Source organism: Phenylobacterium sp. Root700 (assembly GCF_001429025.1).
Lineage (GTDB): Bacteria > Pseudomonadota > Alphaproteobacteria > Caulobacterales > Caulobacteraceae > Phenylobacterium.
The window spans coordinates 72,594-96,130 of the sequence record NZ_LMHT01000009.1 but is presented as its reverse complement, the minus strand read 5'-3'; the positions used below and the strand labels follow the sequence as shown (position 1 = coordinate 96,130).

At 68.8% G+C, this 23,537-nt stretch carries 20 protein-coding genes and 1 tRNA gene; 10 read left to right on the top strand and 11 right to left on the bottom strand.

The window, feature by feature from the left end; all coding sequences use genetic code 11:
* Nucleotides 1–13 precede the first annotated feature (13 nt).
* The 7 genes from ASE02_RS04420 to trxA all read left to right on the top strand — a co-directional run bounded on the left by ASE02_RS04420 (nt 14) and on the right by trxA (nt 10,011).
* Nucleotides 14–892 carry a 1-acyl-sn-glycerol-3-phosphate acyltransferase gene (locus tag ASE02_RS04420; RefSeq protein ID WP_156405903.1) on the top strand — a complete coding sequence of 293 codons (879 nt, stop codon included), beginning with the start codon at nt 14–16 and terminating at the stop codon, nt 890–892.
* A complete protein-coding gene (gene tsaE, locus ASE02_RS04415; protein ID WP_056731537.1) occupies nt 889–1,371 on the top strand; it encodes a tRNA (adenosine(37)-N6)-threonylcarbamoyltransferase complex ATPase subunit type 1 TsaE in 483 nt (160 codons plus the stop codon). Before ASE02_RS04420 ends, tsaE begins: the two co-directional genes overlap by 4 nt.
* Entirely contained in the window at nt 1,355–2,446 is a 1,092-nt protein-coding gene (gene amgK, locus ASE02_RS04410) for an N-acetylmuramate/N-acetylglucosamine kinase AmgK (RefSeq protein WP_156405902.1), read from the top strand. The genes tsaE and amgK overlap by 17 nt, the downstream gene beginning before the upstream one ends.
* Nucleotides 2,443–3,153 carry a nucleotidyltransferase family protein gene (locus tag ASE02_RS04405; RefSeq protein ID WP_056731534.1) on the top strand — a complete coding sequence of 237 codons (711 nt, stop codon included), beginning with the start codon at nt 2,443–2,445 and terminating at the stop codon, nt 3,151–3,153. The genes amgK and ASE02_RS04405 overlap by 4 nt, the downstream gene beginning before the upstream one ends.
* Nucleotides 3,150–6,146, top strand: coding sequence for a double-strand break repair protein AddB (addB, locus tag ASE02_RS04400; RefSeq protein WP_056731533.1), 2,997 nt, complete (start codon nt 3,150–3,152; stop codon nt 6,144–6,146). The genes ASE02_RS04405 and addB overlap by 4 nt, the downstream gene beginning before the upstream one ends.
* Nucleotides 6,143–9,607 (top strand): double-strand break repair helicase AddA, encoded by a 3,465-nt coding sequence (gene addA / locus ASE02_RS04395; RefSeq protein ID WP_056731531.1) that lies wholly within the window; start codon nt 6,143–6,145, stop codon nt 9,605–9,607. The genes addB and addA overlap by 4 nt, the downstream gene beginning before the upstream one ends.
* An 80-nt stretch (nt 9,608–9,687) precedes the next feature.
* Nucleotides 9,688–10,011 carry a thioredoxin gene (gene trxA / locus ASE02_RS04390; RefSeq protein ID WP_056731529.1) on the top strand — a complete coding sequence of 108 codons (324 nt, stop codon included), beginning with the start codon at nt 9,688–9,690 and terminating at the stop codon, nt 10,009–10,011.
* A 174-nt stretch (nt 10,012–10,185) separates the two neighbouring features.
* Here the strand turns inward: trxA and ASE02_RS04385 are convergent, their stop codons facing one another.
* The 11 genes from ASE02_RS04385 to aroA all read right to left on the bottom strand — a co-directional run bounded on the left by ASE02_RS04385 (nt 10,186) and on the right by aroA (nt 22,163).
* The gene (locus ASE02_RS04385; protein ID WP_056731527.1) at nt 10,186–11,505 is read right to left on the bottom strand and encodes a folylpolyglutamate synthase/dihydrofolate synthase family protein; all 1,320 of its coding nucleotides are present in this window, start codon (nt 11,503–11,505) and stop codon (nt 10,186–10,188) included.
* A gap of 114 nt (nt 11,506–11,619) precedes the next feature.
* Nucleotides 11,620–12,549, bottom strand: a complete 930-nt coding sequence (accD, locus tag ASE02_RS04380) for an acetyl-CoA carboxylase, carboxyltransferase subunit beta (protein WP_056731525.1) — start codon at nt 12,547–12,549, stop codon at nt 11,620–11,622.
* A 6-nt stretch (nt 12,550–12,555) separates the two neighbouring features.
* Nucleotides 12,556–13,389 carry a tryptophan synthase subunit alpha gene (trpA, locus tag ASE02_RS04375; RefSeq protein ID WP_056731523.1) on the bottom strand — a complete coding sequence of 278 codons (834 nt, stop codon included), beginning with the start codon at nt 13,387–13,389 and terminating at the stop codon, nt 12,556–12,558.
* Nucleotides 13,386–14,606, bottom strand: coding sequence for a tryptophan synthase subunit beta (gene trpB, locus ASE02_RS04370; RefSeq protein WP_162257134.1), 1,221 nt, complete (start codon nt 14,604–14,606; stop codon nt 13,386–13,388). Before trpB ends, trpA begins: the two co-directional genes overlap by 4 nt.
* Before the next feature lie 14 nt (nt 14,607–14,620).
* Nucleotides 14,621–15,265, bottom strand: a complete 645-nt coding sequence (locus tag ASE02_RS04365) for a phosphoribosylanthranilate isomerase (RefSeq protein WP_056731519.1) — start codon at nt 15,263–15,265, stop codon at nt 14,621–14,623.
* A 55-nt stretch (nt 15,266–15,320) separates the two neighbouring features.
* Nucleotides 15,321–15,725: a large-conductance mechanosensitive channel protein MscL gene (gene mscL, locus ASE02_RS04360; RefSeq protein ID WP_056731517.1), complete on the bottom strand. Its 405-nt coding sequence runs from the start codon at nt 15,723–15,725 to the stop codon at nt 15,321–15,323.
* A gap of 78 nt (nt 15,726–15,803) precedes the next feature.
* The gene (locus tag ASE02_RS04355; protein ID WP_056731515.1) at nt 15,804–16,085 is read right to left on the bottom strand and encodes an integration host factor subunit beta; all 282 of its coding nucleotides are present in this window, start codon (nt 16,083–16,085) and stop codon (nt 15,804–15,806) included.
* A gap of 252 nt (nt 16,086–16,337) precedes the next feature.
* The coding region (locus ASE02_RS23295) for a DUF3857 domain-containing transglutaminase family protein (protein WP_369818522.1) at nt 16,338–18,052 on the bottom strand (1,715 nt) is incomplete at its 3' end.
* A 291-nt stretch (nt 18,053–18,343) separates the two neighbouring features.
* A complete protein-coding gene (gene rpsA / locus ASE02_RS04345) occupies nt 18,344–20,056 on the bottom strand; it encodes a 30S ribosomal protein S1 (RefSeq protein ID WP_056731513.1) in 1,713 nt (570 codons plus the stop codon).
* Between the two features lie 154 nt (nt 20,057–20,210).
* Nucleotides 20,211–20,844 (bottom strand): (d)CMP kinase (cmk, locus tag ASE02_RS04340; protein WP_156405908.1); only part of this gene is annotated, 634 nt, incomplete at its 3' end.
* On the bottom strand, nt 20,841–22,163 hold the full coding sequence (aroA, locus tag ASE02_RS04335; protein ID WP_056731511.1) for a 3-phosphoshikimate 1-carboxyvinyltransferase: 1,323 nt from the start codon (nt 22,161–22,163) through the stop codon (nt 20,841–20,843). The genes aroA and cmk, both read right to left, overlap by 4 nt.
* Nucleotides 22,164–22,286: 123 nt before the next feature.
* Between aroA and ASE02_RS04330 the strand changes: the two genes are divergently transcribed.
* From ASE02_RS04330 to ASE02_RS04320, 3 genes are all read left to right on the top strand, one after another.
* Nucleotides 22,287–22,751 (top strand): TIGR02300 family protein, encoded by a 465-nt coding sequence (locus ASE02_RS04330; protein WP_056731509.1) that lies wholly within the window; start codon nt 22,287–22,289, stop codon nt 22,749–22,751.
* A 128-nt stretch (nt 22,752–22,879) separates the two neighbouring features.
* Nucleotides 22,880–22,955 (top strand) — tRNA-Ala (locus ASE02_RS04325).
* Nucleotides 22,956–23,101: 146 nt separating this feature from the next.
* Nucleotides 23,102–23,515, top strand: a complete 414-nt coding sequence (locus ASE02_RS04320; RefSeq protein ID WP_056731507.1) for an Hsp20 family protein — start codon at nt 23,102–23,104, stop codon at nt 23,513–23,515.
* Nucleotides 23,516–23,537 lie beyond the last annotated feature (22 nt).

Below are 23,537 nucleotides of genomic sequence, written 5' to 3'. Positions count from 1 at the left end.
TTCTGGCGTGACTATGACGAGCGCCGCATCCACCGCTTCGGCCCTGCCTGCGCGCAGCGCCTATCACGACCACATCATCGATGTGCTGATCGCCGAGCGGGCGCCCAAACTGTCGGGCGGCGCGGCCTGGCCGATGATCCGCCCCCTGCTCTATCGCCTGCTGGACTACCGCAAGGCGCGCGCAATGGCGCAGGCGATCGGCCCGCTCTCGGGCCGCGCGGCGCTGGACTATGTGTCCGACATGCTCAGCGTGAAGGTGACGGCGTCCGGCCTGGACCGCGTGCCGAGAACCGGCCGGGTCATCTTCGTCTGCAATCATCCAACCGGCATCGCCGACGGGATCGCGGTGTTCGACGCCCTGAAGGGGGTTCGGCCCGACGTCTGCTTCTACGCCAATTCCGACGCCCACCGGGTGGTCCCGCGCTTTGACGAGGTGCTGATCCCGGTCGAGTGGGTGGAGGAAAAACGCACCCGCGACCGCACCCGCCTGACCCTGCAGCTGACCCGTGAGGCCATGGAGGCCGAACGCGCTCTGGTGATCTTCCCGTCCGGCCGCCTGGCCCGGCGCGGCGCCAACGGCGTGCTGGCTGACCCGCCCTGGATGCCGAGCGCGCTCTCCATCGCCCGCAAGTACGAGGCGGTCGTCGTGCCGCTGCACCTGACCGGGCCGTGGTCGACCCTGTTCCACCTGTTCAACCGCATTTCGCAGGAACTGCGCGACATCACCCTCTTCCACGAACTCTTGAACAAGCGCGGCCGCGAGTTTTCGCTGATCATCGGCCAGCCGATCGCGCCAGACGCCCTGGACCCGGACGCCAACACCGCGACCCTGGCGCTGAAGGCCTATGTGGAGAACACCTTGCCCCGACATCCCGACCGGCCGTTCGCATGATCGCCCCCGCCGACGGCGAGTTCCGCCTTGACGACGAGGCCGCCACCGCCCGGCTCGGCGCGGCGCTGGCCGCCGAGCTGAAGCCTGGCGAGGCGATCTGCCTGACCGGGCCGCTGGGCGCCGGCAAATCGACCCTGGCCCGCGCCCTGATCCGCGCCCTGACCACCGCGACCGAGGAGGTGCCCAGCCCAACCTTCACCCTCGTGCAGTTCTATGAGGGCGCGCGGCTGAAGGTCGCGCATTTCGACCTCTACCGCCTGACCTCCGCCGACGAGGCCTATGAGATCGGTCTCGACGAGGCGCTGGAGGACGGGGCGGCTGTGATCGAATGGCCCGAGCGGCTTGACGGCCACCTTCCTCCCGACCGACTCGATATAGAGATCGCCATCGATTTGGCCCCGGACGGGGGAGAGGCGCGCCGCGCCCGGCTGACGCCGGCGGGCGCCTGGGAAGGACGTGGGCTTGAGTTCCGATCGTGAGGGCCGCAAGGCCGAGTTCCTGAAGGCTGCCGGTTTCGAGGGCGCGCGCCGTGAGCCGCTGGCCGGCGACGCCTCGACGCGCGCCTATGAGCGCCTATATCGGCCAGACGGCTTGGCGGTGATCTTCATGGATCAGCCCCCGGCCCTGGAAACCACCGTCTGCCCGCCCGGCGCCACGAACGCCGAGCGCCTGGCCATGGGCTACAACGCCGCCGCGCGCCTGGCCGCGGGCTCCGTCGCCGCTTTCGTCGCCACCGCCGCCTTCCTGCGCGAGCGGGGCCTGTCGGCGCCGGCGATCCTGGCCCACGACATCGAACATGGCCTGGCGGTGCTGGAGGACCTGGGCGATGGCCTGTTCGCCACCCTGATCGCCGAGGGTCAGGCCGAGACGCCGCTCTATGAGGCGGCCGTCGACGTCCAGATCGCCCTACAATCCGCGCCGCCGCCGAAGGTCCTGACCACCGATGGCGCAAGCTGGCCGCTACTGGCCTACGACGCCCTGGCCCTCAAGGTTGGAACCGACACCTTCCTCGAATGGTGGCCGAAGTTCAGCGGCCTGCCGGCCCTAGGCGCCGTCGCCATCGCCGACTGGGACGCGCTGTGGGCGCCGATCTTCGCGCGCGGCGAGGCCGGGGCCAGCGTCTTCACCCACCGCGACTTCCACGCCCAGAACCTGCTGTGGCTGCCGGACCGGAACGGCGTGGCCCGCGTCGGCCTGCTCGATTTCCAGGACGCCCTGCGCGCCCACCCCGCCTGGGACCTGACCCACCTGCTGCAGGACGCCCGCCGCGACGTCTCGCCGGAGCTGGAAAGCGCCATGCTGGATCGCTTCCTCGCCGCCCGCCCGAGCCTGGAGCGCGAGGCCTTCATCGCCGACTACCGCGCCCTGGCCGCCTCCAACGCCGCGCGCATCCTGGGCCGGGTGTTCGCCCGCCAGGCCCTGCTGGGCCGGACCCAGTACGAAGAGTTCATGCCGCGCACCTGGCGCTATCTCGAACGCAACCTCGCCGATCCGCAGCTAGCTGGTCTGAAGGCCTGGTTCGACCGACACATCCCCCAGAGCGCCCGCCGATGAGCCAGATCAAGACCGCCATGGTGCTGGCCGCCGGGATCGGCTCACGGATGCGCCCGCTGACCGACGAGCGGCCCAAGGCCCTGGTCGAGGTGGCTGGCCGCACCCTGATCGACCGGGTGCTGGACCGTCTGGTCGAGGCCGGGATCGAGACCGCCGTGGTCAATGTCCACCACTTCGCCGACCAGATGGAGGCCCATCTGGCGGGGCGCACCGACCTCAAGATCCTGATCTCCAATGAGCGCGACGCCCTGCTGGATTCCGGCGGCGGCATCAAGCGCGCGCGGGCGATGTTGGGCGAGGACCCCATCTTGGTCGCCAACATCGACTCGCTGTGGATCGAGGGCGAGACCCCGGCGCTGGAAACCCTGAAGGCGGCCTGGAACCCCGAGATCATGGACCTCTGCCTGCTGCTGGTGCGGCGCGGCCATGGGATCGGCTTCGAAGGACCGCGCGGGTTCTTCATGGACGAGGCCGGGCGGGTCACCCATTCGGCCGAGCCGGAGCCGCCGACGCCCTACGCCAATGTCGGCTTCCAGATCCTCAAGCCGCAACTGGTCGACGACCAGCCGGACGGGCCGTTCTCCATCCTGCCGATCTGGTGGGAGCTATCGAAGCAGGGCCGCCTGTTCGGCGCGGTGATGGACGGCTTCTGGATGCATGTGGGAGATCCCGCCGCTCGGGAGGCGACGGAAGCGCGGCTCAAGTGAGCAGCCTTTTCACCAGCCCCGCCCCGCGCTGGTTCAGCATCCCGGCGCATCGCCCCTTCGTCCAGGACCTGGCTCAGGGCCTCTATGACGCGCTCATGCCGCTTGGCCCCGAGGCCTTGTCCCAGGCGGTGATCCTGACCCCGACCCGGCGCGGCGCCCGCTCGCTGGCCGACGCCTTCATCGCCGCGGGCGGCGGCGTCGCCGTGCTGCCGCCGCAGATCCGGCCGCTGGGCGACCTGGACGAGGGCGAGCCGCCGTTCGAACCGGGCGACCTCGCCGTCGACCTGCCCGCCGCCATCGCCCCCCTGCAACGCCGCTTCGAGCTGACCCGGCTGGTCAAGGAGAACGAGCGCGCGCTCGGCCGCGACCTCGACGCCTCGGCGGCGCTGGAACTGGCCGACGCCCTGGGCGGCTTCCTCGACAGCCTGCAGATCGAGGAGGTGCCCGGCGACGGGCTCGCCGATCTGGTCAGCGCCGACCTCGCCGAGCACTGGCAGGTCAGCCGCCACTTCCTGGAGACCGCGCTCAACGAATGGCCCAAGCGGCTGGCCGCCATGGGGCTGGTGGACACCACCCGCCGCCGCGTCGCCCTGCTGCGCCGCCTCGCCGAAACCTGGACGGCGAATCCCCCGCAAGGCGTGCTGATCGCCGCCGGCTCGACCGGCACGGCGCCGGCCACCGCCGACTTGCTGCGGGTGATCGCCCAGGCGCCGCAGGGCGCGGTGGTCCTGCCCGGCCTCGACGACAGCCTGGCCGCCGAGGCCTGGGACGAGGTCGGCGAACAGCATCCGCAGGGCGCGATGAAGCGCCTGCTGACCCGCGCCGGCATCACCCGCACCGAGGTCATGCCCTGGCCCGCCTCCCATAGCTTCGATTCCCGGGGCCGTTGGCGTCGCCGGGTGATCAACGAGGCCCTGCGGCCGGCCGAGCGCACCGCCGACTGGCTGACCGTGATCGAGAACCTGCGCGCCGAGGGCCAGACCGAGGGCGTCGATCCCATCGCCGAGGGCCTGGCCGGCCTTTCCGTCATCACCGCCCGCGCCGAGGAAGAGGCCGCGACCATCGCCGCCCTGCTGCTACGCGAGGCCCTGGAAACCCCCGGCAAGACCGCCGCCCTGGTCGCGCCCGACCAGACCCTGGCGCGCCGCGTCGCCGCCAAGCTCGCCCGCTGGGGCGTGGCGGCCGACTCCTCGGCCGGCCTGGCCTTGTCGGGCTGCCCAGGCGGGGCGCTGGCCGGGCTGGTCGCCAAGGCCGCCGTCGATCCGCTCGATCCCATCGTGCTGCTGGCGATCCTCAAGCACCCGTTCACGCGGCTCGGCCTCGACGCCGAGACCCTGGAACGCCGCCGGATCGAGCTCGAGCTCCAAGGCCTGCGCGGCCCGCGCCAGACCAGCTGGGAGGCGCTGGAAACCCAGCTCCGCCGCAAAGACGCGGGCGAGGCGCTGCTGCTCGTGGCCGATCTGCGCGCCGCGCTCACGCGCCTGGAAATCGAGGCCGAGACCCAGCCTCCGGCCGAGGCCGCGCGCCGCCTCACCGAGACCCTGGAAGCGCTATCGGCCGATCCGCTGGGCGACACCGGCGACCTCTGGGCCGGACATGGCGGCGAGACCCTGGGCCGGCTGCTGGCCGGGTTGATCGACGAATCCCACGGCCTGCCGCAAACCTCGCCCCGCGGCTTCGCCGACCTGCTGACGCGGCTGATGTCGGGCGAGTCGGTGCGGACCGGCGGCTCGACCCATCCGCGCCTGCGTATCCTGGGCGCCATCGAGGCCCGCCTGACCCGTGCCGACCGGCTGATCGTCGCGGGCCTGGAGGAAGGCACCTGGCCGCAGGGCGCGCCGCTCGACCCGTTCCTGTCGCGGCCGATGCGCGCCAAGCTCGGCCTGCCGCCGCCCGAGCGCCGCGTCGGCCTGGCCGCTCACGATTTCGCCCAGGCCGCCTGCGCCCCCGAGGTGATCCTGCTGCACTCCGAACGCCGCGAAGGCGGACCGGCGGTGAAGTCGCGCTGGCTGTGGCGGTTGGAGACCCTGGCGCGCGGCGCGGGGATGATCCTGCCCGGCCGCCCGGAGGTCATCGACTGGGCGCGCGGCCTCGACGCCGCCGGCGGCTACGCGCCGGCCAAACGCCCCTCTCCCAACCCGCCGATCGCCGACCGACCCCGCGTGATGGCGGTCACCCGCATCGAGGCCCTGACCCGCGATCCCTACGCCGTCTGGGCCCGCGATATCTTGAAGCTCTACCCGCTGGAGCGGCCCGACGAGGCGGTCGAGGCCAGGGCGCGCGGCACCGCGATCCACAAGGCCTTCGAACGGCTGGCCGAAGATCATCCTGACGAATTGCCGCCCGACACCGCGGCGATCTTCGAAGGGCTGTACGTCGCCGAACTGGAAGCCGCCGGCATGCCGCACGAGGCCCTGGCCCGCGAGACCGCCCTGGCCAAGGAGGCCGCCGCCTGGGTCGCCGACCTGGAGCGGCGCCGCCGCGCCGACGGCCGCACCATCCATGTCGAGCTGAAGGGCGAAATGACCATCGAGGCGCCCGCCGGTCCGTTCACCGTCAACGCCCGCGCCGACCGCATCGAGATCGACCCGCAGGGCTACGGCCACATCCTCGACTACAAGACCGGCAAGGCGCCGTCGAAGAAGGTGGTGGAGACCGGCTTCTCGCCGCAGCTCACCCTGACGGCGGCGATCCTGCAGTCCGGCGGCTTCCCGACGCTGGGCCATCCCGAGCCCGGCGAGCTGACCTATCTGGAGATCACCGGCCGCAAGCCGGCCGGGCGCGAGGAAGTCCGCGCCATGCCGGGCGACGAAAGCGCGCTCGCCGCCGCCAACGCCTATGAGGGCCTGGTCAAGCTGGTCAGCCAGTTCGACCACGGCCGGCCCTACACCTCGCGGACCGCCCCGCAGTTCGTGAAGCAGTACATGAGCGACTACGACCACCTGGCCCGGGTCTTCGAGTGGTCGACCAGCGGCGAGGAGGACGGCGAATGAGTCCCGATCCTCAACGGCTAGCCGCCGATCCCGGCCTCTCGGCCTTCGTCACCGCCAACGCCGGGTCAGGCAAGACCAAGACCCTGATCGACCGGGTCGCCCGCCTGCTGCTGGCTGGGGCCCAGCCCGAGACCATCCTCTGCGTCACCTACACCAAGGCCGCCGCCGCCGAGATGCAGCGCCGGCTGTTCCTGCTGCTGGGCGACTGGTCGGTCTGCGACGACGTCAGCCTGCGCGAGGCCCTGGCCAAGCTGGAGGGTGCGACCCCGGACGCCTACGACCACCGGGGTCTGTCGAAGGCCCGCGCCCTGTTCGCCAGCGCCCTGGAGACCCCCGGCGGCCTGAAGATCCAGACCATCCACGCCTTCTGCGAAAAGCTGCTGCGGCGCTTCCCGCTGGAGGCCGGCGTCTCGCCCGGCTTTAGAGTGATGGACGACGCCGCCTCGGCCGCCATCGCCGACGCCGCCCGCAAGGCCGTGGCGCGGCACGCCTTGAAGGGCGAGGGCCTGGTCGCCGAGGCCTATGCGCGGTTCTCCATCGCGCTCGACTTCGGCAGCTTCCAGTCGATGTTCGGGTCGTTCGAGTCCGCGCGCGGCCGCCTGGCCGACTACATCGCCCGCAACGGCGGACTGGCCGGGACGATGGACGACGTCTGGTCCGTCTGCGGCTTCGATGAAGCGACTGATCCGGACGCCCTCGAAAACGCCGTCATGGCGCAGCTCGACCGCCGGGCCTGGACCGAGTGCGCCGAGGTGCTGGCCCTGGGCACCAAGACCGACCAGAAGAACGCCGCCGCGCTGAAAGCCGTCGCCAGCAATCTCGCCGCGACGCTCGCCGACTGCCTGGCCGCCCTGTTCACCGAAAAGGGCGAGGGCACGCCCGCGACCTGGGTCGCCAAGACCAGCGGCCTGAAGCCCCGCGAGCAATTGCGGATGTTCCTGCTGTCCGAGCAGGACCGATTGGAGCAGGCCCGCGACCAGATGCGCGCCGCCCAGGTGGCGATCGACACCGGCTCGGCCCTGATCCTCGCCAACGCCTACCTGACCGCCTACGGCATCGAGAAATCCTCGTCCGGCTCGCTCGACTTCAGCGACCTGATCGAGAAGACCCGCGACCTGGTCGCCTCCCGCCCGATGGCCGCCTGGGTGCTGTTCAAGCTGGACGGCGGCATCGACCACATCCTGGTCGATGAGGCGCAGGACACCGCGCCCGAGCAGTGGGAGATCGTCCGCGCCCTGACCGAGGAGTTCTTCTCCGGCGTCGGCGCGCCCACCGTGCGCGAGCGGCTGGAACGCAACATGTTCGTCGTGGGTGACGAGAAGCAGTCGATCTACTCGTTCCAGGGCGCGCGGCCCGAGCTGCTGATCCAGGAATTCGAGTTCCACAAGGACCGCGCCACCGGCGCCGGGTTCCGGTTCGAGCGGGTGGACCTGCTGACCTCCTGGCGCTCGACGCCCCAGGTGCTGCGGTTCGTGGACGCGGCCTTCGCGCCGCCTGAACTGGCCGGCGCCGTCCTGCCCCGCGTCGAGGTCGAGCCCATCGTCCACACCGCCGTGCGCACCGACCATGGCTGCGTCGACCTGTGGCCGCTGGAGCGCGAGGAAAAGATCGAGATCCACGACGCCTGGGACGCGCCCCTCGACCAGGAGAGCGAGGGCAGCGCCAACAAGCGGCTGGCCGAGAAGATCGCGGGCGAGATCGCCGCCCTGATCGCCCGCGGCGACGGCGTGTTCGACAAGGATCTGCGGCAATGGCGTCCCGCCACCGCCGGCGACGTGCTGATCCTCGTGCGGCGGCGCAAGGCGCTGTTCGAAGAGATCCTGCGGGCCCTGAAGCACCGCAAGATCCCGGTGGCCGGCGCCGACCGGCTGGCGCTGTCCGAGCACATCGTCTTCGACGACCTGGTGGCCATCGCCCGCTTCGCCCAGTTCCCGTCCGACGAACTGACCCTGGCGGCCCTGCTGCGCAGCCCGTTCTGCGACCTCTCCGACGACAGCCTCTACGCCCTGGCCAAGGGGCGCGGCCGCGAGAACCTGATCGCCGTGCTGCACCGCCGCCAGGACGAGGCGCCGGAGTGGCGCGCGGCGGCGCAGCTGCTGACCTGGGTGCGCGACGCGGCCAAAACCCAGCGGCCGTTCGAGCTCTATTCGCGGCTGCTGGGTCTGCGCGACGGCGCCGGGCGCTCGATGCGTCAACGCCTGCTGGGCCGGCTGGGCAGCGAGGCCGAGGACGCCCTGGACGAATTCCTGGCCCAGGTGCTGGCCGCCGAGAACCGGGGCGTCGAGGACCTGGAGAGCCTGGCCGCCGCCTTCGCCAACCTCGACATCACCGTGAAGCGCGAGATGGAGTCCGGCCGCGACGAGGTCCGGGTCATGACCGCCCACGGCGCCAAGGGGCTGGAGGCGCCAATCGTCTTCCTGCCGGAGACGACGCTGTCGCGGACCGCGCGCGGCTCGCCGCTGCTGGCGACGCAAGATGGCGGCTTCCTGTGGAGCGCCTCGAAGGCCGGCGACTGCGAGGCCTCGGGCCGCGCCCGCGAATGGCGCGCCAAGAAGGACGAGGACGAGGCCTATCGCCTACTCTACGTCGCCCTGACCCGCGCCCGCGACCGGCTGGTGCTCTGCGGCCGGGTGGCGGCCAACGCCAAGGAAGAAAACATCAAGGGCTGGTGGGGCGCCATCAACGACGCCTTCGAACATGCCGACGTTTCCGGCGACAAACGGGCGATCCGCGCGAACGGCATGGAGATCGTGCGTTTCGGCCCTGATCCGCAGGCCCTGGGCGCCGGCGCCGCGATTGTGAACACGGTCTCGCCGGTCCCCGCCTGGGCGTCGATCGAGGCCAAGGCCGAGGCCTACGCCCGCTACGCCTCGCCCTCGCAGCTGGGCGAGGACGTCGTCACCCCAGCCGCCTCGCCGCTGATCCGCGCCCAGGGGCTGGGCCGGTTCCGACGCGGCGACCTGATCCACCGCCTGCTGCAGATCCTGCCCGACCTGACCGTCGCCGAACGCGCCTCGGCCGCCGGGCGCATCTTGGCCCGCGAACGCGACCTGACCGACGATCAGCGCGCCGAGATGATCGGCGCGGCGCTTGGCGTGCTTGAGGATGCAAGGTTCGCCGAGGTGTTCGGGCCCGGCAGCCGCGCCGAGGTTTCGGTGGCCGGGACCGCCAGCCGCCTGCCCCCTGGCCTGGCGATCTCGGGCCGGATCGACCGGCTGGTGGTGTTGCCAGACCGCGTGCTGGTCGCCGACTTCAAGACCAACCGCCCCTCGCCGCAGCGCATCGAGGACGCCGACCCCGCCTATCTGCGGCAGATGGCGATCTATGCGGCGGTGCTGGCCGACATCTTCGAAGGCCGCACGATCGAGGCCGCATTGGTCTGGACCGACGGGCCGAAGCTGATGGCGGTTCCAGAAAAGCTGTTGGCCGAAACCCTTGCTCAGCTTCACCGCGAAGGTTGATACCAGGGGCCGGCCCGCTTACATCGCGGACTGAGAGTCGTGGCCACGCGTTTTCCAGGCCGCGCTATGAGGAGCTTTTCATGAGCACCGTGACGGTCACCGACGAGTCCTTCGACAAGGACGTTCTGCAGGCTTCCAAGCCCGTGCTGGTGGATTTTTGGGCTGAATGGTGCGGCCCGTGCAAGCAGATCGCCCCTGCCCTGGAGCAGATCGCCGCTGAACTCAGCGATCAGGTCACCGTGGCCAAGCTGAACATCGAAGACAGCCCGACCACCCCTTCGCGCTACGGCGTGCGCGGCATCCCCACCATGATGCTGTTCAAGGACGGCCAGATGGCCTCGATGAAGGTCGGCGCCATGCCCAAGCAGAAGATCCTGGAATGGCTGAACGAGGCGGGGGTCTAACAGCCCTCGCAACGAGCCACGGTGTCACCCCGGAAGTCGCGCAGCGGCTGTCCGGGGCCCATGAACACCTGATGGCTCAAGATATCCGAGGCCTCGCCTCTTCCGGTGAGCCTCGCGCGAATGGGTCCCGGACAAGCGCTTCGCGCTTTCCGGGATGACATTCAGCACCGTGACCTAGCTCGGCCAGGTCTCCGGGCTCATGGCCAGCACCTCGCCCGCGAAGTGCAGCCCCCCGCAGATCAGCACGTGCGGCGCGGGACCCGGCGCCGCCAGCGCCCGTCGCAGCCCTTCCTCGACATTCGCAACCTGCTCGGCCGCCAGCCCGGCCTGCGTCGCCGCTGTCGTCAGTTCATCAGCGGGCGCGGCGTTCGGGGAATCGAAGGTCGTGGTGAAGACCTGCGGCTTCAGGTCGCCGAAAGGCTGGAAGAAGCCCAGCGCGTCCTTGCGGGCGAACATGGCGGCGACCAGCACCAAGGGCCGCGGATCACGCGCCACGAGGCGCCCGGCGGCCTCGGCCAAGGCGCGGCCCGCATGGGGGTTGTGCCCGCCGTCGAGCCAGAGGTCAGCGCCGCGCTCGGCCGCCAGCCGGGCCATCGGGCCATCGGTCAGGCGTTGGAACCGCGCCGGCCAGACCGCGCTGGAAACGCCCTTGGCCAGGGCCTCTTCATCAATGCGGGGATCATTCAGGGCCAGGGCCGCGGCCACGGCCAGGCCAGCGTTGGCGAACTGATAGCCGCCGAACAGGCTGGGGCCCGGCAGGTCGTAGAGCTGGTCCGGCATCTGGACGAGCAGACGACCGCGCTCCTCCCAGGCGTCGAAATCGCGGCCCATCAGGGTGGCGGGCGCCGACAGCTTCTGCGCCTCCTCCAGGATCACCGCCTCGCCCTCCTCGATCTGGCGGGCGATCACGACAGGGCGGCCCTGCTTGATGATCCCGGCCTTCTCCCAGGCGATCTTGGAAAGCTCGGGGCCGAGCATCTCCAGATGATCGTAGTCGACCGGCGTGATGACGGTGACGGCCGGTGCGGCGAAGATGTTGGTGGCGTCGAACCGGCCGCCCAGGCCGACCTCGACGATGCAAAGATCGGCCGGCGTCTCGGCGAACGCCTGGATCGCCAGCACGGTGGTGATCTCGAAGAAGCTGATCGGCTGGCCGGCGTTGGCCGCCTCGACCTTGTCGATCAGCACCGATAGCTGCTCGTCGGTGATCAGGGTTCCGGCCAGGCGGATACGCTCGGCGAAGCGGACCAGGTGCGGCGAGGTGATGGCGTGAACCCGCAGGCCCGCCGCCTCAGCGATGGCCCGCAGATAGGCGACGGTCGAACCCTTGCCGTTGGTGCCGGCCACGTGGATCACCGGCGGCAGCCGCTTCTCAGGATTGCCCAGGGCGTCCAGCAGGCGCTCCACCCGGCCCGTGGTCAGGTCGATCAGCGACGGGTGGTTGGCGCGCAGACGCAGGATCACCTCGTCGGAGGCGCGGATCGGATCATACATGGGCGTCTGGCTCGCGGTCGGTTCGTGCGCCTCTGGTCGCCCCGGCGCAGGCCGGGGCCCAGGTCGCAGAGGTCTGAGCCGGAGCGCAGACCTCGCAATGTTCAAGATGTGGCCTTAGGCGGCTTTCGAGCGATCGCGTCCCATCATCAGGGTCTTGAGGATCGAACCGAGCACGTCGCGCATTTCCGAACGCTGGACCACCCGGTCGATCTGACCGCGCTCGACCAGGAATTCGGCGCGTTGGAAACCCGGAGGCAGGACCTCGCGAATGGTCTGCTCGATCACCCGGCGGCCCGCAAAGGCGACCATGGCGTTCGGCTCGGCCAGATGGATGTCGCCCAGCATGGCGTAGGAGGCGGCGACGCCGCCGCTGGTCGGATCGGTCAGCACCACGATGTAGGGCAGGCCCGCGGCCTTGACCTCGTTCAGCGCCAGGGTCGTGCGGGCCATCTGCATCAGGGAGAGCGTGCCCTCCTGCATGCGGGCGCCGCCCGAGGCGGTGAAGATCACATAGGGGCAGTTGCGCTTCACAGCTTCCTGCGCGGCCTTGATGAAGGCCTCGCCGGCGCCCATGCCGAGCGAACCACCCATGAAGCTGAAGTCCTGCACGGTGACCACGACCGGCAGGTCCTGGATCTTTCCGTAGCCGCTGGTCATCGAATCCTGGGCGCCCGTCGCCTTGCGGGCGGCTTTCAGCCGGTCGCCGTAGGAGCGGTCGTCAGGGAACTTGAGCGGATCGTCGACCACGCCGGTCGGGAAGGGCAGCTTCTCGTACTGGCCGTCGTCGAAGGTGTAGCGCAGGCGCTGTTCGGCGCCGATCCGCATATGGCTGCCGGACGGCGTCACCCAGAGGGCGGCTTCCAGGTCCGAGCGATAGATCATTTCGCCCGTGTCCGGGCACTTCACCCAGAGGTTCTCGGGGGTCTCGCGTTTGGTGACGAGATTGCGCACGCCGGGCGCAATGCGCGACAGCCAGCCGCGCCGCTCCTTCGGACCCTGGGGTCCCTTGCCGGTCTTGTCGTTTCGCTGTTCAGCCATCGCCATGGGGTTCTACACCGTGAGGCTTTCGACTCGCGCGGAGCGCACAGCCTTAGCCAAGGATTCGACTTTGGAAAGAACCCGGTCAGTCACAGATTCGTTCATTGCCAAGCCTGTCGCAATCTCTTCGACCAGCGCCGAGCCGACCACGACGCCGTCGGCGACCCGCGCGATGGCGGCCGCCCGTTCCGGCGTCTTGATGCCAAAGCCCACCGCGACCGGCAGGCCGCCCGCCGCGCGCACCCGCGCGACATGGGGGGCGACGACATCGGCGTCGGCTTCCTTCACGCCGGTCACACCCGCGACCGAGACGTAATAGGCGAAGCCGGAAGTGCGGCGCAGGATGATCTTCAGCCGCGCGTCGTCGCTGGTGGGCGTCGACAGCAGCAGCAGGGAGAGTTGTTCAGCGTCCAAGGCGTCGGCCAGCGGATCGGCCTCTTCGGGGGGGATATCCACCACGATCAGACCGTCGGCGCCGGCGGCGGCCGCGTCATGGGCGAAGGTTTCGAAGCCGCGGTTCACCAGCGGGTTGGCGTAGCCCATCAGAATGACCGGCGTCGTCTGGTCGCCCTTCCGGAACTCGGCGATCATCGCCAGGGTCTTGGAGAGCGTCATGCCGTTCTCAAGCGCCCGCAAGGCGGCGCGCTGGATCGGCGGGCCTTCGGCCATCGGATCGGAGAACGGGAAGCCGACCTCGATCAGGTCAGCGCCGGCGGCCGGCAGGCCCTTGAGGATCTCCAAGCCGGTGGCGTAATCGGGGTCGCCGGCCATGATATAGGCCACGAAGGCCGCGCGGCCCTCGGATTTCAGGGCGGCGAAGCGCGCGTCGATACGAGCCTTGGTCAAATCGTGCGTCCCAGATGCGCGGCGACGGTCGCCACGTCCTTGTCGCCACGGCCGGACAGGTTCAGCACCACGATCCCGCCCTTGCCGACGTCCTTGGCGACGTCCGGCAGGCGGGCCAGGGCATGGGCCGACTCGATGGCCGGCAGGATGCCTTCCAGTTCGGCGCACAGCTTGAAGGCGTCGAGCGATTCGGTGTCGGTGGCGGTCAGATAGGTCGCCCGGCCGACATCGTGCAGCCAGGAATGTTCCGGGCCGATACCGGGATAATCGAGGCCGGCCGAGATCGAATGGGCCTCGGTGATCTGGCCCTCATCGTCCTGCAGCAGATAGGTCATGTTGCCATGCAGGACGCCCGGACGGCCGCCATTGATGGCCGCGGCGTGACGCCCCGTCTCCATGCCCTCGCCCGCCGCTTCGACGCCGATGAGCTTGACACCCTCGTCGTTGAGGAACGGATGGAACAGGCCGATGGCGTTGGAGCCGCCGCCCACGCACGCCACCACGGCGTCAGGCAGTCGGCCTTCCAGTTCCATTACCTGACGGCGGGTTTCCTGGCCGATGACCGATTGGAAATCGCGCACCATCTCCGGATAGGGATGCATCCCCGCCGCGGTGCCGATCAGATAATAGGTGTCGTGAACATTGGTGACCCAGTCGCGCAGGGCCTCGTTCATGGCGTCCTTCAGGGTCGCCGACCCCGAGGTCACCGGCTCCACCTGGGCGCCCAGCAGGTTCATGCGGAAGACGTTGGGCTTTTGCCGCTCGACGTCCACCGCGCCCATATAGACCACGCAGGGCAGGCCGAAGCGGGCGCAGACCGTGGCGGTCGCCACGCCGTGCTGACCCGCGCCGGTCTCGGCGATGATCCGGGTCTTGCCCATGCGGCGGGCCAGCAGGATCTGGCCCATGCAGTTGTTGATCTTGTGCGAGCCGGTGTGATTCAGCTCTTCGCGCTTCAGATAGATCTTCGCGCCGCCGAAATGCTCGGTCAGCCGCTCGGCGTAATAGAGCGGGCTGGGACGGCCGACATAGTGGGTCAGGAAGCTGTTCAGCTCGGCCTGGAACGCCGGATCGGCCTTGGCGGCGCTGTAGGCCGCGTCCAGGTCGTGGACCAGCGGCATCAGGGTCTCGGGCACGTAGCGGCCGCCGTAGTCGCCAAATCGCCCTGCGGCGTCGGGATAGGCGGTGTAATCGTTGGGTTTGGCTGGAGCGTTCACGGGGCTTTGCAACTTCAAGCGCGGCGGACAGCGTCTAGAAACGCCGTGATCAGAGCCGGGTCCTTTAGTCCGGGACCGCGTTCCACGCCAGAGGAAACGTCCACCAGGCCCGCGCCCGACAGCCGCACGGCCTCGCCGACGTTCCAGGGATCCAGGCCCCCGGCCAGGAACCACGGACGCTCGAAACGCCGTCCGGCGGTCAGGGTCCAGTCGAAACGAGAGCCGGTGCCGCCCGGCAGAACCGAATCCTTCGGCGGGCGGGCGTCGAACATCAGGTGATCGACGACGGTCTCATAGGCCTTGGCCGCGTCGAGATCAGCGGCGTCCGACACCGGCAGCGCCTTGATGATCCCAGCGCCCGTGCGGACCCCCGCCTGGCGCGTGCGGGCCGGGGTTTCCTTGCCATGCAGCTGAATGAAGTCGGGTTTCAGCGTGGCGGCCAGCCGGTCCAGCAGGACGTCGTCGGGATCGACCGTCACCGCGACGATCTTGACGCCGGCCGCCCGCGCCGGGGCGGCCAGGCGATCAGCCGCCTGCGGATCGATGTCCCGCGGGCTCTTGGCGAAGAATACGAAGCCGATATGACTCGCCCCGCCCTCGAGGGCGGCGCGAACCGCCTCGGGCGTGGAGAGTCCGCAGATCTTGGCGCGCGCCGTCATGCCCGGGAATTAGGGCGTTGCACGCGCCAAGCCAAGCCGATTACCGGCTTTTAGGCTAACGGGCCTTCAGCAGGTCGCGGATCTCGACCAGCAGGGCTTCGCTCGCGGAGGGCGCGGGAGGCGCTTCCGGGGCCTGGCTGCGCATGCGGTTCACGCCCTTGACCAGCATGAAGATCACCCAGGCGACGATCAGGAACTGGATCAGGGTGTTGATGAAGGCCCCGTACTGGATGGCCACCAGCTCACTGACCTTGGCCGTGGCCGGATCATCGGCCCTCAGCACCCACTCAAGCTTGGAAAAGTCCATGCCGCCCATCAGCAGCCCGATCGGCGGCATGATGATCTGGTTGACCAGACTATCGACGATCTTGTTGAACGACGCGCCAATGATCACACCGACCGCCAGGTCGATGACATTGCCGCGCGCGATGAATTCGCGGAATTCAGAGAAGATGCTCATGGTCCACCGTTGATCAGTGAAGATCAGGCAGGATCGACCCGCCCGTTCCCTCAGGTCAACTGGAAAGCAAAAACGATCTTAGTCGGCGTTCAGCCGCTCGCGGAGCTCTTTGCCGCTTTTGAAGAACGGCACATGCTTGGCGCGGACGTCGACCGCCTCGCCGGTGCGCGGATTGCGGCCGGCGCGCGCATCGCGCGAACGGACCGATAGGGCGCCGAAGCCGCGCAGCTCAACCCGGCCGTCAGTCTCCAGCGCTTGGATCATGCGCTCAAGAATGACACCAACCACGCGCTCGATGTCGCGTTGGGTGAGATGCGGGTTCTCCTCCGCCAGTTGGGCGATAAGTTCCGACTTGATCATGCCTATTTCCGGGTCCCCGAGCCGTTGGGGAGACGGCTCATAGGCGTTCAACTAGCAGCAAGCACTGCGCCAAGCGGGCGCTCTCCCAAAAATCGCTGGGAGCGAGCGGGACCATGGTCGAGTCCCGGAGGATGTTCAAGGCGCAAAGAGGGTTGATCGCCCATACACCCTTCCCCAGGGGCAGGTTTTCGGCCCGCCTGACCCCTGTTCGGTGTCAACGAGACTAACAGGCCCTATTTCGGGGCGCGCACNATTTCGGGCGACACCGAGCGAACGTCGGTGAAGAAACGGGCGACCCCGCCCTCGACCTTCGACACCTGCTTCAACTCGTAGCCGCCGATCATCTGCACGCCGTTCGGACCTCGGATCGTGAAACCGCGCCCGCCGCTCGGCAGCACCACCTCGACGCTGGAGCGCGAGAACATCGGATAGGCCAGGACGTAGGGCGCGTCGCGGTTGGGCCCGGGCTCCCGGCGCGGGAAGGCCTGCGCGCCGCCGGCGCCCGAACCCGGCAGCCGGAACTCCCGCACGCCCAGATCGGGGTTCTCGCGCCAGTCGACATCGGCCTCGCCGGTGATCACCAGCGAGAACGCGTCCTCGGCGGGGGCGTCCTCCCAGGTCACGGTCTTCAGGTCGATCCAGCTGAAGGTCGTTGAAAAGGTCTGGCGAACGGCCCGCTCCAGGTCGGGCTTGGCCGAGCGGGCGATCATCTGGCGCATGCCGTTGGCGGCGTCGCCCTGCATCCGCATGGTGATCTTGGCCGGCGCGGCGACCTCCAGCCCCTTGGAGGCGTCCAGCCGGATCGCGGCGGTCATTTGCGGGTTGTCGAGCGGCGGTTCGATCACCCGCTCAAGTTCCGCGCCCTGATCGCGCAGCGGCAGCGCCCAGCGCCAGTTCGGCGACCTCAGCGCGTCCAGCCCGCCCCGGTCGCCGGTCCGCGTGCCGTCCAGCCAATAGGTCTTTCCGTCGATCACCGCCCGGACCAGGACGTGGTTGAAGGCCGAGAGCGAGGGCAGGCGCTCGTCCATGCCGTCGCCGCCGCCCAGCGAGACCAGCGCCGCCTCGCTCTCGATCCCCAGCTCCTTGAGCAGGGCCGTCAGCAGGACGGTCTTGGCCTTGCAGTCGCCGAACCGGCGCTCCCAGGTCTCATCGGCGGTGGCCGGGATGTAGCCGCCCTCCCCCATGCCCAGGAACAGATAGCGGGTCTGGTCCTCGACCAGCTTCAACGCCGCGAAGGCGCGCGCCTTGGGGTCCTTCGACGCCGCGGCGATCTTGGCGGCCTCCTGGCGCACGGCCGAGCCGGGCTTCAGCACCGCGGCGCGGGCGAAGTGCGGGGCCATGATCTGCGAGACGTCGCCCCAGCTGGCGTAGCTGGAGGTCTCCAGCTCCCCCAGGCGCCGGAAGCGGGCCGGGGCACCCTGCGGCGGCTTGGGAGCCACGGCCTGCAACACGTCGCGCTCCAGCACCGTCCAGCCGTCCCTGGTCGTCACGGTCGGCTCGCCAAACCCCTCGGTCGCTTTCCAGCGCAGGGATCTGGCCTCGGGCCAGGACACCCGCACCCGGTAGCGGCCGGCGGTCCCGGGAAACGCCATCCGCTCGAAATCGAAGGAGCGCCCCTGGGTGATCGGATCGCGGCGGGTCACGGTCCAGGACATGTCGACGGCGTCGCCGACCTGCAGCCCCTCGATCTGGCGGTTGGCGGTCAGCCGTCCGTCCAGCATGGCGCGTTCCAGGCTGGTCTCGCGGCGCAGGACCAGCATGTCCTTGCCACCCTTCAGCAAGTCGATGGTCTTGCCGCCGCGAAGGATCCGCAGGCTATGCCAGACGACGGTTTCGGAGGCCGGGTCCCAGGTGATGCTGCGCGACTGGAAGCCTGGCAGGCCCTCGGTCTTGGTCACCTTGTAGATGCGGCGGTTGTAGTAGGAATCCCCGTCCGGCGCGAAGCGGGTCTGGTTGTCGTCCAGCACCAGCTGGACGGCCGCGGCCCCATCCTCGGGCGGCGCCTGCGGAACCTCGGCGCCCTGGATCCAGGCGGCTGGCGCGGCGTAGGAAATCTTGTCAGCGGCCAGGGCCGGAGAGATCGCGAGGATCTGCGCGGCGACCACGCCGGCGATCACGGGACGATAAAACACGCGCAGCACCTCGGAAGTCCCACCCGAACGCGGGCCGGGCACGATAGCGGCGGTGGCGAAAAAGAAAACGGCGGACCGGTTACCCGATCCGCCGCCAGCTCTAGGCGAAATTACCCGCCGTGAAGCTTAGTCCTTGCCGGCGTTCTTCTCGCGAAGAGCCGCGCCGAGGATGTCGCCCAGCGAGGCGCCCGAGTCCGAAGACCCGAACTGCTCGATGGCTTCCTTCTCGTCGGCCATTTCCAGAGCCTTGATCGACAGAGCGACGCGGCGCGCGGCCTTGTCGATGCTGGTGATCTGGGCGTCGACGCGGTCGCCCACGGCGAAGCGCTCGGGGCGCTGATCGCCACGGTCGCGCGACAGGTCGGACTTGCGGATGAAGGCCGTCATCGGGGCTTCTTCGTCGCCGAACTTCACTTCGATACCGCCCGAGGTGATCTCGGTGACGGTGACGGTGACGGTCTGCTTCGAACGGTAGGTGTCGCCCTGCATCGGGTCGCCGGCGAGTTGCTTGATGCCGAGCGAGATGCGTTCCTTCTCGACGTCGACGTCGAGAACGCGGGCCTTGACCATGTCGCCCTTGTTGTACTTGGCGATGGCTTCTTCACCCGACACGGTCCAGTCGAGATCCGACAGGTGCACCATGCCGTCGATGTCGTTGTCGAGGCCGATGAACAGACCGAATTCGGTCGCGTTCTTGACTTCGCCTTCGACGGTCGAGCCGATCGGATGAGCCGCCACGAAGGCGTCCCACGGATTGGCCATGGCCTGCTTCAGGCCGAGCGACACGCGACGCTTGGACGGATCGACGTCCAGCACGACCACGTCGACTTCTTGCGAGGTCGAGACGATCTTGCCGGGGTGGACGTTCTTCTTGGTCCAGGACATTTCCGAGACGTGCACCAGGCCTTCGACACCGGCTTCCAGCTCCACGAAGGCGCCGTAATCGGTGATGTTGGTGATGCGGCCCGTGAACTTCGCGCCGACCGGGTACTTCGCTTCCACGCCGTCCCAAGGATCGGACTGCAGTTGCTTCATGCCGAGGCTGATGCGCTGGGTGTCCGGGTTGATCTTGACGATCTGGACCTTAACCGTGTCGCCGACCGCGAGCACTTGGCTCGGGTGGTTGACGCGCTTCCAGCTCATGTCGGTGACGTGCAGCAGGCCGTCGATGCCGCCCAGGTCCACGAACGCACCGTAGTCGGTGATGTTCTTGACCACGCCTTCGCGGACTTCGCCCTCTTGCAGCTGGGAGACCAGCTCGGTGCGCTGTTCGGCGCGGGCTTCTTCCAGGATGGCGCGACGCGAGACGACGATGTTGCCGCGCGGACGGTCCATCTTGAGGATGGCGAAGGGTTGTTCCTTGCCCATGAGCGGGCCGACGTCGCGCACGGGGCGGATGTCGACTTGCGAACCCGGGAGGAAGGCCGAGGCGCCGCCGAGGTCGACGGTGAAGCCGCCTTTGACGCGACCGACGATCGAACCCATGACCGGCTCGTTCTTCTCGTACACGCCTTCGAGGCGCGTCCAAGCTTCTTCGCGACGAGCCTTGTCGCGGCTGATGACCGCTTCGCCCATGGCGTTTTCGACGCGTTCCAGGAACACTTCGACGGTGGCGCCGATGACGATCGGCGACTTGCCGTCGTCGTCAACGCCGAATTCCTTCACCGACACGCGGCCTTCGGTCTTCAGACCGACGTCGATGATCGCGAAGTCTTTTTCGATCCCAACGACGATGCCTTTGACAACCGTGCCTTCCATGAAGTCACGGCCGCCCATGCTCTCGTCGAGCAGGGCGGAGAAGTCGTCGCGCGTCGGGTTCAGGCTCATATCGTCAGCCATTGATGTTCTTTCGTCTTTAAATGACGTCGCCCCTGGAATGGGGAATGGCCCCGCCAACGCGCCATGGCGTTGAGACGGAGTCTCGGCGTCGGGTTAAGGGTTGCGACCGATAGCGCAGAGACCTGCGCCGGTGATTTGCCCGCGGCCGTGCGANGCGCGCGCGCCGCCTCGACGATACGGCGGGCCGCATCGGTGGCCTGGTCTATAGTCATTTCGGTGGTGTCCAGCAAGACGGCGTCGTCAGCGGGCCGCATCGGCGAGTCGGCCCGGCCGCCGTCACGGGCGTCACGCTTGCGGATATCGTCGAGGATATCCTCATAACTCACCGCCTCGCCCTGTCCCTGAAGCTGCTTCCAACGGCGCTCGGCGCGAACCTCCGGGGTGGCGGTGACGTAGAGCTTGGCCGGCGCGGCCGGCGCGATCACCGTGCCGATGTCGCGACCGTCGATCACCGCGCCGTCGGGCCGCAGGGCGAAGGCCTGCTGCATGTCGCGCAGAGCCAGGCGCACCGAGGGATGGATCGCCACGCGGCTGGCGGCCTCGCCGGCCTCCCGGGTGCGGAAGGCCGGATCGGTCAGCATCTCGGCGGTCAGGTCGCGCGCCACCTGGGTGGCCGCGGCGACATCGTCGAAATCGCCGCCATGCCGGGCCAGCAGCACGCCGACCGCCCGATAGAGCAGGCCCGAATCCAGCATGGGCATGTCGTAGGCGCCGGCCAGCCGACTGGCGATCGTGCCCTTGCCCGAGGCGGCCGGCCCATCGACGGCGATAACGAAGGGCGGCTTCACGAGATCTCGGCCCCCAAACCGCGCATCAGCGGCTCGAAGCCCGGGAAGCTGGTGGCGATCATGCCCGGCTCGTCCACGGCGACCGGCTGGTCGGAGGCCAGCCCCATGATCAGGTGCGACATGGCGATCCGGTGGTCGCCCTTAGTCGTCACCCGCGCGCCGCCGGCGACCGGATGGTTGCCGCGCACGGAGCCGATGACGATCAGACCCTCGGGCTCTTCCTCGACCCCGACGCCGCAGGCGGCCAGGCCGTTGGCCATCAGGGCGATGCGGTCGCTTTCCTTGACGCGCATCTCGCCGATGCCGCGCATGATCGTCGAGCCCTCGGCGAAGGCCGCGGCCACCGCCAGGATCGGATATTCGTCGATCATCGCCGGCGCCCGTTCCGGCGGAACCGAGACGCCCTTCAGCGCCGAGTGGCGCGCGGTGACGTCGCCCACCTGTTCGCCGCCCTCTTCACGGACATTGGAGACCACCAGGTCGCCGCCCATTTCCTGCAGCGTCGTGAACAGCCCGGTGCGCAGCACATTGAGCAGCACGCCCTCGACCGTGACCTCAGATCCCGGGGTCACCAGCGCCGCGACCAGCGGGAAGGCGGCCGAGGACGGATCGCCCGGCACCCGCACGGTGGTCCCGGTCAGTTTCTGGCCGCCGGCCAGCGTGATGTAGCGGCCGTCAGCGCGATCCTCGACCTCCACCACGGCCCCGAAGGCCCGCAGCATCCGTTCGGTATGGTCGCGAGTGGCTTCCGGCTCGATCACCTGGGCGCCGGCGCTGGCCTGCAGGCCCGCCAGCAGCACCGCCGACTTCACCTGGGCCGAGGGCTCGGGCAGCCGATAGGAGAGATAGGCGAGGTTGCCGCCTTGCAGGGTCAGCGGCAGCCGGCCCTTGGAGCGACCCGTCCAGGTCGCGCCCATCTGGCCGAGCGGCCCCAGCACCCGGCGCATCGGCCGGCCGCGCAGGGATTCATCGCCCGTGAAGGTCGCCGCGAAGTCGAAGCCGGCCATCGCGCCCATGATCAGGCGCACGCCGGTGCCGGCGTTGCCGCAGTCGATCACGTCGGACGGTTCAGAAAATCCGCCGCGTCCTTCGACCCGCCAACGGCCCTCGCCCAGGCGTTCGACGCCCGCGCCGAAGCTGCGCATGGCCTGGGCGGTGCGAAGCACATCGTCCCCTTCAAGAAGCCCTTCGATCTCCGTGACGCCTTGCGCCAGTGCGCCCAGGATCAGGGCGCGGTGTGAGATCGACTTGTCGCCTGGGGCGCGCACGCGGCCCCGCAGCGGGCCGCCGCGTTGCGCGGTCAGTCCTGCTGACGTCATGGGATTGCCAAGCCTCCTTAAGGCCGTGCTGTTGTCTGAAAGGGGTTTGCTTTTGACAGCGCTCTCCGCGCATGGCAAGGGAGCCGGCTTCAATTCGAAACCCGCTCTAAGAGGCTCAGCCCTTTGGCTAATCCCGAACTGGGCGCAAAGCAAATTTGCCCCAACTGCCAGGCCAAGTTCTACGACCTGACGCGACGGCCCGCCCATTGTCCGAAGTGCGGTCACGAGTTCGACCCGGACGAAGCCGTTCGTAATCGTCGTGTCCGCGCCCGCGCGGCGCCCGCCGACCACGATCATGAGGACGCCGAGGATCAAGTCCGCGGCAAGCCCGAGGCCGAGGACGACGAGGAAGACGAGGTCAAGACCCCGGAACTGGACGAAGTCGCCGACGAGGTTCCCCTCGTTTCCGACGACGACGACGAGGCGCCCGACGCCCCGGCGGAAGACCAGCTCTCGGAGTTCACCGAGGACGATCTCGAGGACGAGGATGACGCCGATGTGCCGTTCCTCGAAGACGAGGAAGACGACGACTTCGACGACACCGAAATCGAAGGCCTTCCCGGTGAAGGCGATGAGGACGATCGCTAAAAACCGTTAGAGAATAAGGGCTCGATCAACTCCGAAAAAAAACTTTCAGAGTGGGTTGATCGAGCCAAACTCTCAGACTAGGTTCCGCGCCTCTTCGGGGGGCGACCTACGAAGAGCCGGAAGACCCCGGGGCTATAGCTCAGCTGGTAGAGCGCTTGAATGGCATTCAAGAGGTCAGCGGTTCGACTCCGCTTAGCTCCACCATGGAGGCCCGCAGTTAGCGCTGCGGGCCTTCGCCTTTTCAGGCTCCCGTTGAAATCCTCACCGTTCATCGCCACATGAGTTCCAATCGGAACCCGCGCCTCGTTTTGGGCGGGAACCGGCGAGTCGCTTAAACTGAGGACTCTGGAATGAACCGGCCAATCGTCTTCGACAGCCCTTTCCTGCTGGGCTTCGATCACACCCGTAGCCTGATCGAGCGCGCGGCCAAGGCCGCCGCCGAGGGCTACCCGCCCTACAATGTCGAAGATCGCGGCGAAGGCTCGCTGCGGATCACCTTGGCCGTGGCCGGGTTCACCCCCGACCAGCTCCACGTCACCGTGGAGGATCGCCAGCTGATCGTGGCCGGCAAGCGCGAGAGCATCACCGACGAAGCCTACCTGCACCGCGGCATCGCCGCCCGCGGCTTCATGCGGACCTTCATCCTGGCTGACGGGATGATCGTCGAGGGCGCGACTCTCGAACATGGACTGCTGCACATCGACCTGTCCCGGCCCGAGCCGGAGCGGCGGATACAGCAGATCCAGATCAAGACGGCCGGCTGAACCGGCGGCCGTTCGACGCGTT

Coding starts and splice junctions, on each gene's coding strand:
- ASE02_RS04420 (WP_156405903.1), top strand. CDS start 14: ATGACGAGCGCCGCATCCACCGCTTCGGCCCTGCCTGCGCGCAGCGCC.
- tsaE (WP_056731537.1), top strand. CDS start 889: ATGATCGCCCCCGCCGACGGCGAGTTCCGCCTTGACGACGAGGCCGCC.
- ASE02_RS04405 (WP_056731534.1), top strand. CDS start 2,443: ATGAGCCAGATCAAGACCGCCATGGTGCTGGCCGCCGGGATCGGCTCA.
- addA (WP_056731531.1), top strand. CDS start 6,143: ATGAGTCCCGATCCTCAACGGCTAGCCGCCGATCCCGGCCTCTCGGCC.
- trxA (WP_056731529.1), top strand. CDS start 9,688: ATGAGCACCGTGACGGTCACCGACGAGTCCTTCGACAAGGACGTTCTG.
- ASE02_RS04385 (WP_056731527.1), bottom strand. CDS start 11,505: ATGTATGATCCGATCCGCGCCTCCGACGAGGTGATCCTGCGTCTGCGC.
- accD (WP_056731525.1), bottom strand. CDS start 12,549: ATGGCGATGGCTGAACAGCGAAACGACAAGACCGGCAAGGGACCCCAG.
- ASE02_RS04365 (WP_056731519.1), bottom strand. CDS start 15,265: ATGACGGCGCGCGCCAAGATCTGCGGACTCTCCACGCCCGAGGCGGTT.
- mscL (WP_056731517.1), bottom strand. CDS start 15,725: ATGAGCATCTTCTCTGAATTCCGCGAATTCATCGCGCGCGGCAATGTC.
- ASE02_RS04355 (WP_056731515.1), bottom strand. CDS start 16,085: ATGATCAAGTCGGAACTTATCGCCCAACTGGCGGAGGAGAACCCGCAT.
- rpsA (WP_056731513.1), bottom strand. CDS start 20,056: ATGGCTGACGATATGAGCCTGAACCCGACGCGCGACGACTTCTCCGCC.
- aroA (WP_056731511.1), bottom strand. CDS start 22,163: ATGACGTCAGCAGGACTGACCGCGCAACGCGGCGGCCCGCTGCGGGGC.
- ASE02_RS04320 (WP_056731507.1), top strand. CDS start 23,102: ATGAACCGGCCAATCGTCTTCGACAGCCCTTTCCTGCTGGGCTTCGAT.